This window comes from Pseudomonas sp. BF-R-01, assembly GCF_019946615.1.
Taxonomy (GTDB): domain Bacteria; phylum Pseudomonadota; class Gammaproteobacteria; order Pseudomonadales; family Pseudomonadaceae; genus Aquipseudomonas; species Aquipseudomonas migulae.
On sequence record NZ_JAGYFX010000145.1, the window covers coordinates 1 to 12,135 of the forward strand.

14 protein-coding genes are annotated in these 12,135 nt (G+C 60.6%); 5 read left to right on the forward strand and 9 right to left on the reverse strand.

Going from position 1 to position 12,135, the window contains the following annotated elements; all coding sequences use genetic code 11:
* Nucleotides 1–92 precede the first annotated feature (92 nt).
* The 5 genes from KGB27_RS29180 to KGB27_RS29200 all read right to left on the reverse strand — a co-directional run bounded on the left by KGB27_RS29180 (nucleotide 93) and on the right by KGB27_RS29200 (nucleotide 4,491).
* Nucleotides 93–1,040: a phosphatidate cytidylyltransferase gene (locus tag KGB27_RS29180; protein WP_008043299.1), complete on the reverse strand. Its 948-nt coding sequence runs from the start codon at nucleotides 1,038–1,040 to the stop codon at nucleotides 93–95.
* Nucleotides 1,037–1,636: a lysophospholipid acyltransferase family protein gene (locus tag KGB27_RS29185; RefSeq protein ID WP_223557247.1), complete on the reverse strand. Its 600-nt coding sequence runs from the start codon at nucleotides 1,634–1,636 to the stop codon at nucleotides 1,037–1,039. Before KGB27_RS29185 ends, KGB27_RS29180 begins: the two co-directional genes overlap by 4 nt.
* Nucleotides 1,623–2,255: a CDP-alcohol phosphatidyltransferase family protein gene (locus KGB27_RS29190; protein WP_008043298.1), complete on the reverse strand. Its 633-nt coding sequence runs from the start codon at nucleotides 2,253–2,255 to the stop codon at nucleotides 1,623–1,625. Before KGB27_RS29190 ends, KGB27_RS29185 begins: the two co-directional genes overlap by 14 nt.
* 191 nt (nucleotides 2,256–2,446) lie before the next feature.
* Nucleotides 2,447–3,754, reverse strand: coding sequence for an ATP-binding protein (locus tag KGB27_RS29195; protein WP_223557248.1), 1,308 nt, complete (start codon nucleotides 3,752–3,754; stop codon nucleotides 2,447–2,449).
* Complete coding sequence (locus KGB27_RS29200) at nucleotides 3,751–4,491, reverse strand: response regulator (protein WP_008028195.1); 741 nt, start codon at nucleotides 4,489–4,491, stop codon at nucleotides 3,751–3,753. Before KGB27_RS29200 ends, KGB27_RS29195 begins: the two co-directional genes overlap by 4 nt.
* 305 nt (nucleotides 4,492–4,796) lie before the next feature.
* Between KGB27_RS29200 and KGB27_RS29205 the strand changes: the two genes are divergently transcribed.
* The 3 genes from KGB27_RS29205 to KGB27_RS29215 all read left to right on the forward strand — a co-directional run bounded on the left by KGB27_RS29205 (nucleotide 4,797) and on the right by KGB27_RS29215 (nucleotide 6,722).
* A complete protein-coding gene (locus KGB27_RS29205) occupies nucleotides 4,797–5,057 on the forward strand; it encodes a DUF2790 domain-containing protein (RefSeq protein ID WP_008043296.1) in 261 nt (86 codons plus the stop codon).
* 48 nt (nucleotides 5,058–5,105) lie between these two features.
* Nucleotides 5,106–5,360 carry a hypothetical protein gene (locus tag KGB27_RS29210; protein WP_223557249.1) on the forward strand — a complete coding sequence of 85 codons (255 nt, stop codon included), beginning with the start codon at nucleotides 5,106–5,108 and terminating at the stop codon, nucleotides 5,358–5,360.
* 150 nt (nucleotides 5,361–5,510) lie between these two features.
* Nucleotides 5,511–6,722: a cytochrome c biogenesis protein DipZ gene (locus tag KGB27_RS29215; RefSeq protein ID WP_223557250.1), complete on the forward strand. Its 1,212-nt coding sequence runs from the start codon at nucleotides 5,511–5,513 to the stop codon at nucleotides 6,720–6,722.
* A gap of 9 nt (nucleotides 6,723–6,731) precedes the next feature.
* On the opposite strand, the gene KGB27_RS29220 is transcribed toward KGB27_RS29215, so the two are convergent.
* Nucleotides 6,732–7,724, reverse strand: a complete 993-nt coding sequence (locus tag KGB27_RS29220; RefSeq protein WP_008028188.1) for an AraC family transcriptional regulator — start codon at nucleotides 7,722–7,724, stop codon at nucleotides 6,732–6,734.
* 180 nt (nucleotides 7,725–7,904) lie between these two features.
* Between KGB27_RS29220 and KGB27_RS29225 the strand changes: the two genes are divergently transcribed.
* Both KGB27_RS29225 and KGB27_RS29230 read left to right on the forward strand, forming a co-directional pair.
* Nucleotides 7,905–8,174 carry a DUF4242 domain-containing protein gene (locus KGB27_RS29225; RefSeq protein ID WP_008028186.1) on the forward strand — a complete coding sequence of 90 codons (270 nt, stop codon included), beginning with the start codon at nucleotides 7,905–7,907 and terminating at the stop codon, nucleotides 8,172–8,174.
* Nucleotides 8,175–8,209: 35 nt separating this feature from the next.
* A complete protein-coding gene (locus KGB27_RS29230; protein ID WP_223415724.1) occupies nucleotides 8,210–9,022 on the forward strand; it encodes a class I SAM-dependent methyltransferase in 813 nt (270 codons plus the stop codon).
* Nucleotides 9,023–9,155: 133 nt separating this feature from the next.
* On the opposite strand, the gene KGB27_RS29235 is transcribed toward KGB27_RS29230, so the two are convergent.
* The 3 genes from KGB27_RS29235 to pcsA all read right to left on the reverse strand — a co-directional run bounded on the left by KGB27_RS29235 (nucleotide 9,156) and on the right by pcsA (nucleotide 11,472).
* The gene (locus KGB27_RS29235) at nucleotides 9,156–10,082 is read right to left on the reverse strand and encodes a universal stress protein (RefSeq protein ID WP_008043281.1); all 927 of its coding nucleotides are present in this window, start codon (nucleotides 10,080–10,082) and stop codon (nucleotides 9,156–9,158) included.
* 277 nt (nucleotides 10,083–10,359) lie between these two features.
* Nucleotides 10,360–10,746, reverse strand: coding sequence for a DUF488 domain-containing protein (locus tag KGB27_RS29240; RefSeq protein WP_223557251.1), 387 nt, complete (start codon nucleotides 10,744–10,746; stop codon nucleotides 10,360–10,362).
* 3 nt (nucleotides 10,747–10,749) lie between these two features.
* A complete protein-coding gene (gene pcsA / locus KGB27_RS29245) occupies nucleotides 10,750–11,472 on the reverse strand; it encodes a phosphatidylcholine synthase (RefSeq protein ID WP_008028178.1) in 723 nt (240 codons plus the stop codon).
* Nucleotides 11,473–12,135 lie beyond the last annotated feature (663 nt).

Below are 12,135 nucleotides of genomic sequence, written 5' to 3' on the forward strand. Positions count from 1 at the left end.
CTTGCCGGCGATGGCGTCCATTCAGGCGATAAATGTGTCGACTGACCTACCGCCATCGCCGGCAAGCCGGCTCCTACAGGGGGGATGCGTTTTTATTGGGCGGAGAAGAAGTACCGCGTCAGGTGAAAGAAGATCGGTGCCGCGAAGCAGATCGAGTCCATCCGGTCGAGCATGCCGCCGTGGCCCTTGATCATGGTGCCCCAGTCCTTGGCGCTGAGGCTGCGCTTGATCGCCGACATCACCAGGCCGCCCAGGAAACCCATCACCACAATCACGAACGACATCATCAGCGACTGCCAGAAACTGAACGGTGTCATCCAGAACATGCAGCCGCCAATCAGCGTGGCCGACAAACCGCCGCCGACCAGGCCTTCCACGGTTTTCGACGGGCTCACCAGCGGCGCAACTTTGTGCTTGCCGAAGAGCTTGCCGAACACGTACTGCAACACGTCACTCAACTGCACGACGAACACCAGGTAGAACAGCAGCAACGCGTTCTGGCCCTGGAAGCCTTCCAGGTCCAGCAGCAACAACGCAGGCGCGTGGCTGATGCAGTAGACGCAAATCATCACCCCCCACTGAATTTTGGCCGCCCGTTCCAGGAAGGCGTCGGTGTCCTGGCTCAGCACCGCAATCGCCGGCAACAGCAGGAAGGCGTACACCGGAATCAGCAGCGTGAACAGCGAATACCAGTGGGTGCCGATCAGTACGTATTGCAAGGGGATCAGAATGAAAAACGCCGAAAACAGCGCGTTATGGTCGCCAGGTCGGGTCGGTGTCAGGGTGATGAATTCCCTAAGCGCGAACAGGGAAATGAAACCGAACAGAATGACCGTCGCGTTCCCGCCCAGCAGGTAGGACACGAAGAAAATGATCACCATCCCCCACCAGGCATTTACGCGCTGGTTGAGGTTTTCGATGGTCGATACCGAACCCTCTGTCGTAGCCCGCTTGGCCAGTATCCGGCCGATGATCGAAGCGATCGCCAACAGGGCGGCAATGGCGCCGAAGAACCACAAAAACTTTTCATCAAGATTCATTCCGACAACCTCACAATCGCGTCACGCGCCCGATCCAGAAACACCTGTTTTTCCTCGCCACTGATCCGTTGCAGCGGATCGCCGATACGGATTGTGCAGATGATGGGCAGGGGGACGTGTTTGCCTTTTGGCATGGAGCGATGCAGGTTTTCCAGGTAGATAGGCACCAGGTCAACCTCAGGGAATGTCTCGGCCAAGCGGAACAGACCCGATTTGAAAGGACCGGGCAACGCCTCGCTGCCGCGCGTGCCTTCCGGAAAGATGATGATCGAATGGCCGGCGCGCACCACGTCGAAAATCGGTTCCAGTACGTTGACGCCGGGCGCGGGGTTGCGATCGATCAGCACCGCATTCAGGCCTTTCTGCGAGATGTATGACAGGAATTTGTTCTTTCCCCAGTAGTCAGCGGCCGCAACCGGTTTCACGTTCGCTCGGGCTTCCGGTGGCAGGGCCGCGATGATTGCCAGGGTGTCCATATGGCTGGAGTGATTGGCGAAATAGATACGCTGGCGTGTCAGGTCCGGCGGGCTTTCCCATCGGGCGGTGACGCCGATCACGAATCGAAGAACAGAAATCAGCGCGTTACTGATCCACATGAGGATTCCCCTTCAGTTCGCGCGAGATGGCCAGGGTGCGCGTGACGCAGGTCGCGGCGGAGCCGATGGCGATGATGACCAGCGCAATCAACAGCACGTAGTGAGTGGCATAAACGCTCGCTTCGACGGCGTTCAGCAGCAGCCCGACCGTCATGACTGCCATTCGGTGTTGCTTGGCCATCGGGCCGATGAAGCTCTGCTTGAGACCGATCGAGCCGCCAAACACCCTGACGTAAGCCGTCAATGCCGCAGCCAGCGCGGCAAACCAGCCAAGGTCAGAGTAGCCGATGGCGTAGCCCAGGCCGACAATCAGCAGGCTGTCGGCAATCCGGTCGGGGAATTCGTTGTAGAGGCTGCCGATGTCGGATTTCTTGCCGCCTTCAATCGCGACCATGCCGTCGAAGAGGTTGCACAACAGGCGCAACTGAATGCCGAGGGCGCAGAGGATCGAGCCGATGACGCCCGTGTCGATATTGAGCGCGACGATGCCAGCGAGTGCGAAGGCGATGCTGGCCACGGAGATCTGATTGGGGGAGAGGTCCCTTTTCACCAACTGGTCGGTGACGTATTTGGCCCATCCCGCAGAACGCGTTTTGATGGGTCTTCTGTTTTCATCCATGTGCAATGTCCATATCAGTGATGAGGTACTGCCGAGTACAGCACAGCGGCGAATCACCGACTGCGCCCGACAATATAAAGGCTTTCCTTAGCCTTGGTTCAGGTTCTGTAGGAGCGAGGCTTGCCCGCGAAGAACGATGACACGGTTTTCAGGTAGAACCGTGTCGAGGCCTTCGCGGGCAAGCCTCGCTCCTACAAAGGGCGGGCCGGGAGCTTTAGCTCTGCGCAGAGTCCGCCGCCCTCGCGGTTGCTCAGCGTCAACGACCCGCCGAGGGCCAGCGCCAGTTGCTGGGCAATCGCCAGGCCGAGACCGGTGCCGCCGGTGCTGCGGTTGCGCGAATTCTCCACGCGGTAGAACGGCTCCATCACGTGGGCGAGTTCTTCTTCGGCAATCCCGGGGCCGCGGTCCATCACCTTCACCGACAAGCTGCCGCCAGGTTTCGATTCCACCTGCAGTTGCGCCGCGCCGGCGAATTTGAGTGCGTTGTCCGTGAGGTTCACCAGCACGCGGCGCAAGGCGTGCGGCCGGGTGTCGATGACGGTGTCACTTTTTCCGCTGAGCTGAACATCCTTGCCCACGTCCTGATAGTCGAACACCAGGCTGTCGAGGAACGAATCCAGATCGGTGCGACGGCTCTCTTCGGTGGCGCCATGGACGCTGCGGGCATAGGCCACGCCTTCGCGCACCAGGTGCTCCATCTCGCCGAGGTCGTTCCACAGTTTGTCTTTTTCGTTGCAGTCGTCCATGAGCTCGGCGCGCAGTTTCATCCGAGTGATGGGGGTTTGCAGGTCGTGGGAAATCGCCGCCAGCAATTGCATGCGTTCTTTCAAATAGGCAGCGATGCGCGCCTGCATGGCGTTGAAGGCCATGGCGGCGTGGGCGACTTCGGTCGGGCCTTTTTCGTCCAGGTGCACCGGGTGGGTGTTGGGGTCCAGCGTTTCGACGGCTTGTGCGAGGCGGGTGAGGGGGCGAATGGCGATTCTCACGGCCAGCCAGGTGCACAGAATCATCAGCAACAATTGGCCGAGCAAGACGACCGGCAACCAGGGCGACAACGGCACCATCGACGGACGCACGTCGATGGTGACCGGGCTGCCATCGGCCAGTTTCAGATGGACCTGGAAGTGTTTGACCGGACCGGGAATGTCCGTAACCGTCATCGGGTAATCCTTGCCGATGGCGTCCTTGATCGAGGTCATCGCGATAGGCGTATCGCTCATCGCCGTACCGGGCGAACCTTCATCCAGCAAATAGCGGTAGTTGCGGCGATCGAGTTGTTGCAGCCAACTCATGCGTTCTTCGGCCGGCAAGCGGTCGAGGATGGCGATGGAGGTAGAAACGTCGGTTTCCAGATTGCCCAGCATGGTGTTTTTCGCGCTTTCGTAGCGCTCGTAGTACTGCGCACCGAAAGACAACACCTGCGCCAGAATCAGACCGATCAGGAAAATCAGCGACAGGCGCGAGGCGAGGGTGCGGGGCCACCGCAGGGAAAGGTTCATGCGGGCGCCCCGAGGACTTCCACCGGCAGCGAAAACACATAGCCTTCGCTGCGCACGGTTTTGATGTAGGCCGGTTCCCGTGCGTCGTCGAGCAAGCGCTGACGCAGGCGGCTGACCAGCAAATCGATGGAACGGTCGAACAGATCGGCATCGCGGCCCTGGGTCAGGTTCAGCAACTGGTCGCGGTTGAGCACCCGTTGCGGATGATCGAGGAACACCCGCAGCAGTCGATATTCCGCGCCGCTGAGCGCGACCATGGTGCCGTCGTCATCGAGCAGATGGCGGGCCGAGGTGTCCAGGCGCCAGCGACCGAAGGCCAGCAGGCGACCGCTTTCGGTGACCACCAGGTTGGGCGGCAGCATCCGCGTGCGCCGCAGCACCGCGTTGATCCGCGCCAGCAGTTCACGGGCGGCGAACGGCTTGACCAGGTAATCGTCGGCGCCCATTTCCAGGCCGATGATACGGTCGGTTTCATCGTTGCGCGCAGTGAGCATCAGCACCGGGGTGGTCTTGTGTTTGCCGGCGCGGATCTCGCGGCACAGCATCAGGCCATCGTCGCCCGGCATCATGATGTCGAGCACGATCAAGTCCACCGGGGTGGTCTCCAGGAACGCGCGCATCTGCCGGCCGTCCGCCACGACGGTGGTGCGCAGGCCGTTCTTCTTCAGGTAGTTGCCTACCAGCTCTCGAATCTCGCGGTCATCGTCCACGATGAGGATGTGATCGACGTGTTCCATGGGGCCAAGCCTCTTCAAATAGGGAATGCGCACAGTCTATCGAGCCTTTGCCCGCTCGCCCGCCACCCTTTGTATTGCAGTGTATCTGGTGTGTCGGCGGATACACATGGACTTAAAAACCCGGAAATCCAGGGGTTTTGTATCGCTGTGTATCGGCAGGCCCCTTTGATACGTACCGATTTACACGCGCCGCTTCTCGACACAGACGAGATACCTCAGGGCCTTCTAATAGGTTCCATCGAGGCAAACCCAACCGCCTCGGCTCAATTGAACGACCTACCCATTGAAGCCTTGAGGACACCACCATGAACACCAAAGCCATCTACGCCGCTTGCCTGTTTGCCGCCCTGAACATCTGCACCCTGTCGGCCCGTGCCGAAGCCGACGTCAGCGCCAGGACCTACAGCTACGGCACGCACCTGGACATCAAGAAAGTGGTGTCGTTGACACAGGACACCACGAACGCCTGCGGGATTGTCGATGCCCAGCTGACTTACCTGGACTCCCAGAACAAAACCCAGGTGCTGGACTACCGAAAAATTGCTGACTGCAACGAAGACAACTGAGTCCTTCGCTGACCGATTGCCAATCCCCTTTGATACAGGAATAACGCCATGAACAACGTAACCCGCTTTTTGACCGCCTCTGCCTTCGCCCTTGCCGGCGCCGCCGCTCACGCCAACGCCGCCGTTGAACAAAGCACCTGCGGCAGCAGCACCTGCTTCCAGCTGACCCCGGTGAACGAGCAGGGCGCCAACGACTTGCTGGTGCAGGACGGCTCGAGCCGTACGCCGCAAGGGCAGATGGTTGCCGAGAACGGTGGCAGCCGCACGCCACAAGGCCAATTGCTGGATGAGCAGACGGCCTGAGGCCACACCGTTCCCTTGTAGGAGCTGGCTTGCCAGCGATGGCGTCATCACATGCCACTCATAAGTGACTGACAGATCGCTATCGCTGGCAAGCCAGCTCCTACAGGGACCGCGTGTTAACCGCCACCCTCGTATTTATAGGTGATCCCCATGTTTCTCATCGCTTTCCTGGGCGGCATTTTGACCGTCCTCAGTCCCTGCATCCTCCCGGTCGTGCCGCTCCTGTTCGCCGGGGTCGACCGCACCCGCTCCTCGATCCTGCTCACCCTCGGCGGCATGGTCCTGACCTTCGCCCTGATCTCCAGCCTGGCCGTGGTCAGCAGTGAATGGGTGGTGCAAGCCAACAACACCGGTCGTCACGTGGCCCTGATCGTGATGGCGCTGTTTGCCCTGTCGCTGATTTCTGCGCGGGTCGGCGGCTGGCTGGCACGCCCGTTCGTGCTGTTGGGCAATCGCCTCGACCCCGACACCCGCAAAATGTCCGGCCCGTTGGGTTCGGTGATGATCGGTGTCGCCACCGGTCTGCTCTGGGCGCCGTGCGCCGGGCCGATCCTCGGCGTGATCCTCACCGGCGCCATGTTGCAAGGCGCCAACGCGCAGACCAGTCTGTTGCTGGTGGCGTACGGCCTGGGCAGCGCGTTGTCCCTGGGCACCTTGATCTTCGCCGGTCGCGGCCTGGTCAATCGCTTGAAAGCGTCGATTCCGGTGACCGGCTGGTTGCGACGCGGTACCGGGTTTGCGGTACTGGCGGCTGCGGTGGTGATTTCCACCGGCGCCGACAAGACCCTGCTGGCCGGCACTTCTTCCGAGGGCGTCAGCAGTATCGAGAAAGGCGTGCTGGAAAGCGTACCGAAAGTGGTCGATTACCTGGTCAGCAAGGTCAAGGCCGATACAAGCCTGGACAATGCCCAGGGTCCGATGCCGTCGCTGTCCGGCGCCGTTGAATGGATCAACTCGCCAGCACTGACCAATGAGTCGCTCAAAGGCAAAGTGGTGCTGGTGGACTTCTGGACCTACGACTGCATCAACTGCCAGCACACCCTGCCTTACGTGAAGGACTGGGCGAAGAAATACGAGAAGGATGGCCTGGTGGTGATCGGCGTCCACACCCCGGAATACGGCTTCGAACGCATCATCGCCAACGTCAAGGATCAGGTGAAAAAGCTCGGCATCACCTACCCGGTGGCCATCGACAACAACTACGCGATCTGGCGCAACTTCGATAACCAGTACTGGCCCGCTCACTACCTGATCGACGCCAAGGGGCAGGTGCGTTTCACCCACTTCGGTGAAGGTCGCTACGAAACCCAGGAGAAGATGATCCAGCAGTTGCTGGAAGAAGCGAAAGCACCCGCTGCGTAACCCGTCAACTCAATGGCTCACAGGCTCCGCGCCGTGGGCCATTGTTCGTTTCTCCTGACTGCGCCGCCACGCTGCGGGCGGTGCGCCGAACTCCCGCCGAAACGCCCGGCTGAATGCCGTATCGGTCTGGTAACCGACCTCCTCGGCGATGCGCATCAATGAGCTGTTACTGCTGCGTAACAGGTTGGCCGCCAGCAACATGCGCCATTGCGTCAGGTACTGCATCGGCGAAATCCCCACCAGTTGCTGAAAGCGCTCCGCCAATACCGATCTTGAGGTGCCGGCGGTGCGCGCCAGTTCATCCAGCGTCCAGGCATGACAGGGTTTTTTGTGCAGCGCGTTGAGGGCGGCGCCGACGATCCGGTCGCCCACACCCGCCAGCCAACCGGTCCGGCCTTCGCCTTGTTCGTGCATGTACAAACGCAGCACTTCGATGAACAACACCTCGGCCAGCTTGGCCAGTACGCCTTCACCACCGGGCCTTGGCGAGCGTGCCTCGGCCAGCGCATAACGCACCGAAGATTCCAGCCAGATCCCGGCGTTCGAACCTCGCACATTGACCTTCACCACGGCCGGCAACCCCGTCAACAACATGCCCGCCAGCCGCGTATCGCACGCCAGATAACCGCACACCAGGCGCGTGACCGCGCCGCCACCGCCATAACTCAGCTGCCGTGGGCGGCGCGCGAGCACGACGTCCAGCCGTGCACCGCTGGCCGGCGCGAGACCGGGTTTGGAGCACATGCGGTGGGCATCGCCCTGCGGAAACACCACCACATCGCCAGCCGTCAGCAATTGGGGAGGATCATCACCGAGTTCGACATAACACTCGCCTTCGGTGATCAAGTGAAAGATCACCACGCGTTCGGCGCCGGGTTCGAGAAACGGTGCGGCGGTGTCTGCGCTCGGTGACTGATAACACCAGGGGGCAGTGAACCTGGCGTTGATGAAAATCGCGCCGACCAGGCGGACGACGCGCAGGGTCTGGGACAGGGCGTCCATGGTGGTGTTCCCCTGTGGGCGGGCAGCTTTTGATTGTGAGCCTGTCGCGGCACAACGCGAAACCTCCGGACGATCGGGCAAGGTTGGCCGACGATCGGGCAGGACGCCGATGGTCAGCAGCGCGATAGTTGGCACAGGGTCTGCCGACCCTGTCATCAATAACAAAAATGAGAGGTTGCCATGCCGAAGTTCATCATTGAACGCGAGATTCCGGGTGCTGGAACACTGTCAGAAAGGGATTTGAAAGCGGCTTCGCAAAAGTCCTGCCGAGCGTTGCGCGACTTGCCGGAGGTGCAGTGGCAGCAGAGTTATGTCACCGGTGACAAGCTCTACTGTGTGTACCTCTCGCCCAACGAAGAGTTGATCCGGGAGCATGCCAGGCTGAGTGGTTTCCCGGCCAACCGCATTTCCCGGGTCATGACCGTCATCGACCCCACCACGGCGGAATAAGCCAGGGGCGTTTGAACTCGTAACGGAGCGATTTGATGAGTACTCCCATTGATCTCACTGCCTTGAAAAACCGTCAGATGGCCGCCTGGGCCAGTGGCGACTATGCCGTGATCGGCACCACCTTGCAGATTGTCGGCGAGCAGCTCGCCGAAGCCTGCGACCTGCTTTGCGACGAGCGCGTGCTGGACGTCGCCGCCGGCAACGGCAACGCGACACTGGCGGCCGCGCGCCGGGGTGCCCGCGTCACGTCCACCGACTACGTCGCCGCGCTGCTGGAGCGCGGCGAAGACCGGGCCAGGGCGGAACGCCTGGAGGTGACCTTTCAAGTGGCGGATGCCGAGGCGCTGCCGTTCGAGGACGGCAGCTTCGATGCGGTGCTGTCGACCTTCGGCGTGATGTTCGCACCGGACCAGGCCAAAGCTGCCGCCGAGCTGGCGCGGGTCTGTCGTCCGGGCGGCCGGATCGGCCTCGCCAACTGGACACCCGAAGGTTTTGTCGGCCAGATGTTCAAGACCCTGGGCCGGCACATGCCACCTCCGCCGGGGGCACAACCACCGTCGAACTGGGGTTCCGAGGCCTGGCTGCATAAGCATTTTGATGAGCGCGAGTTTCTGCTTCAGGTGACACGGCGGTTCTTCAATTTCCGCTACCGCTCGGCCGCGCATTTCATCGACACGTTCCGCACCTGGTATGGCCCGGTCCACAAGGCGTTCGCGGCGCTGCCCCCCGAAGGAGCCCAGGCCCTTGAAGGTGACCTGGCCGAGCTGATCAACCGCTTGAACCGCACGGGTGAAAAATCGCTGGTGGTGCCGAGTGAATACCTTGAAGTGGTGATCACCCGACGCTGACTTAGCCACACAAAAACCTGTGGGAGCGAGCCTGCTCGCGATGGCGGTGAGTCAATCGACATCAATGTTGGATATGACTCAGTCATCGCGAGCAGGCTCGCTCCCACAGGGGGTTGGGGTGTTTTCAGCAGGTTTACTCATCCAACCGCTCGCTGTACACCACCCAGACGCTGCACGGCATTTTGTACAGCAGGTGCTCCACCGTGCTGCCGATCAACCTGCCCAGGCCGCGATGGCCGATGCGGCCCATGACGATCACGTCGATGTCGCAGGCATCGGCGTAGCGGGTCAGGACCTTTACCGGGTTGCCCATGATCATGTGCCGTTGCTGCGGCGCGATGCCGTTGCGTTCGGCCAGTTCGTTGAAGGCTGCTTCCTGGTAGTCGAACAGGGTCCTGGCTTTGCCCGACGAAAAAAACGCCGAACCGTTGTCGAAGCCGAATTCATCGGCGCTGATCGATGACAGGTCGTAGGCATAGACCACATCCAGCTCGGCATTACAGGCGCTGGCCAGTTTTGCCGCTTCGTGAAGAATGCGGTCGTTGAAGCTTTTGTAGTGATCATCACGATGGAACGGGTCGACCGCTGCGACGATCTTGCGCGGCAAGGCATGCGCGGCATGGCTGACAAAGTGCAACGGCACCGGGCATTCCCGCAGCAAATGCACGTCGAGTGGCGTGAACATCAGCCTTGAGAGCATGGAATGAGGCTCCAGCGCCTTGATCAGCACGTCCATCGGCTGCTCTTTCAGGTGAATCAGGATTTCCTCCAGTGGCCGTTCGACCCACGTCACTTCGGTGGTGACGTGCACCCCGATCTTGCGCAAGGGCCGCGCCTGGTCCTCAAGCCATTGACGGTGTCGATCGACATAGCCCAGGCGCATCTGCTCCAGGGCCTTTTCATTGACCAGACTGGCGGTCGCCAGGCCCTCCAGATAATCGAACGCAACGATGTGCAGCGCCGCGTCTTCGGCCTTGGCCAGCGCTGCGGCCCTGTCGAAGGCGGGGCTGTGTTCCATCAGGGGTGAGGCGACCAGCATGAAACGTGATTGCTCAGACATGACAAACCTCCCGTGGGTAAACGAGCGTCAGGGTCATTCGACAGGCATTCAACCCTTTGAGTATTGACCATGATCAACCTGTCGTCTGGTCAGGTGGGAGTGGGGCGGGGTTATGAGGGTGGCGATTACGCCGTGAACTTCAACCTTGAGAACGACGCGATCCCTTGTAGGAGCTGGCTTGCCAGCGATGGCGGTCCGTCAGTAAAAGTAAGGGTAACTGGACGGACGCCATCGCCGGCAAGCCGGCTCCTACAGGGGATTTGTGGGGTTTTGGAATTTAAATAATCTTGGCGCCGCGTGCTTCCAGCAGTTCGCGCAATACCGAGCGATGGCAGTGCGCTTCATCTTCGCAATAGCAGCCGACGGCCAGCGAGGTGTGATGGGAGAGGGCCGCCAACAGATCCAGCAACTGGCTGGGCGCAGGCTGATTCATTTCAGCCTTGAACTTGCGCTTGAAGCCTTCCCAGGTTTTTTCATCAGCCGCCGCCTTGGCTTCGGCGACTAATTCAGCGCTGGGCGACAGCAGCGGTTGCCACACATCATAAAAATCCCGGCGGGCAAACTCAGCCCTCGGTACGCCACGAGGCGGGCGGCGCACGGTGCCTAACCGAAGGCCTTCATCGGGCAGGCGCGGTGAGCCGAGTCGTACGATATGAATTGGCATGGCTTATGGGTGCCGCGAGCCGTCAAACCACTCCATCGCCGTGCGCCAGATGCATATCCCCAGGAAGTAGGCCGACATCAGCAACCAGAGCCCCATGACCATCGGGTTGATCACCGGATGGTTGATCACCAGCGACAAGCTGCACAGCAACCAGATGGCCGTCACGGCGATGTTGATCGGCATGAACCTGCGCACGCGAAACGGGTGCAGGAATTTCATCCGGGTCACGGTCAGCAACGCCAGGCCGATGACGGTGAGCAGGGTGATCCATGGCGACGGGGCGATGATGTACAGGCACAGCGCAACCACGTTCCACGCGGCGGGGAAGCCCTGGAAGTAGTTGTCTTTGCTTTTCATGTTGACGTTGCAGAAGCAGAACAGCGACGAGACCAGAATCAGCGACACGGTCAGCAGCAGGGTGTAGTCCGGCAACGGGATGTAACGATAGATAAACAGTGCCGGGATAAACACGTACGTCAGGTAGTCGATGACCAGGTCAAGGATCGAGCCGTCGAAGCTTGGCAACACCGACTGTACGTTGACCTTGCGCGCCAGTGCGCCGTCGAGCCCGTCGACGATCAGTGCGACGCCCAGCCACAGCAGGCAATTGGTGGGCTGGTTTTCCAGCAGGGCGAGGGTGGCGAGGAAGGCTGTGACTACGCCAGTGGCGGTAAAACCATGGGCGCCCCATGCTTTGAGCCTGGCGATGTGTAGGGTGGATATCACGGGGGCGTTCTCCAGAAAGTGAAGCAAGCCAGTCATCACCCTCGTTGATCGGGGGCGGTGGCGAACCGGGTCGGGTTGCAGGTATCGACCGGAAATCCGGGAATAAGGTTCACCGTCTGTAAATCTTAGCTGGGTCGTCAAAAAATACTGTGGATTAATCCTGATGCGCGTATGAAGTCCTTCACTATGGGGTATGTCCTTGTCGGACTGCGTTGCGTCGATTTCGGTAGGGCTGATGGCTGACCTGATCTTGCGGGTGTACTCGGAACCCTTGTGGGAGCGGCGGTGCGACGATTCGACTTGCTCGCGAAGGCTTTGTGTCAGGTGACGAATTTTTTGAGGGTGTACATATCCATTCCTGCGGTAACGGCGGCTATTGGTTTCGCTCTTACAGCGAGTCCCTTTTTCAAACGCCAAAAAGGAACCAAAAGGCTTTGCCCCTGACGTACGGTGGCTCGCCAAGGCTCGCCATGCCCTCGCTCCGGTCCTGCTTCGTGGGCCCGCCGCCATCGGCCATCCCTGGCCGGGGGCGGCTAACCCGGCATCCTTGCCGGGTTGCCCACTGCGCAGAACCTCCACTCGGCCTTCCGACGGGGCAGATCAAGATCAAGATCAAAAGCAAAGCAAAGCAACAGCAGCAGACGCGGTAATTGGCCATGGCAC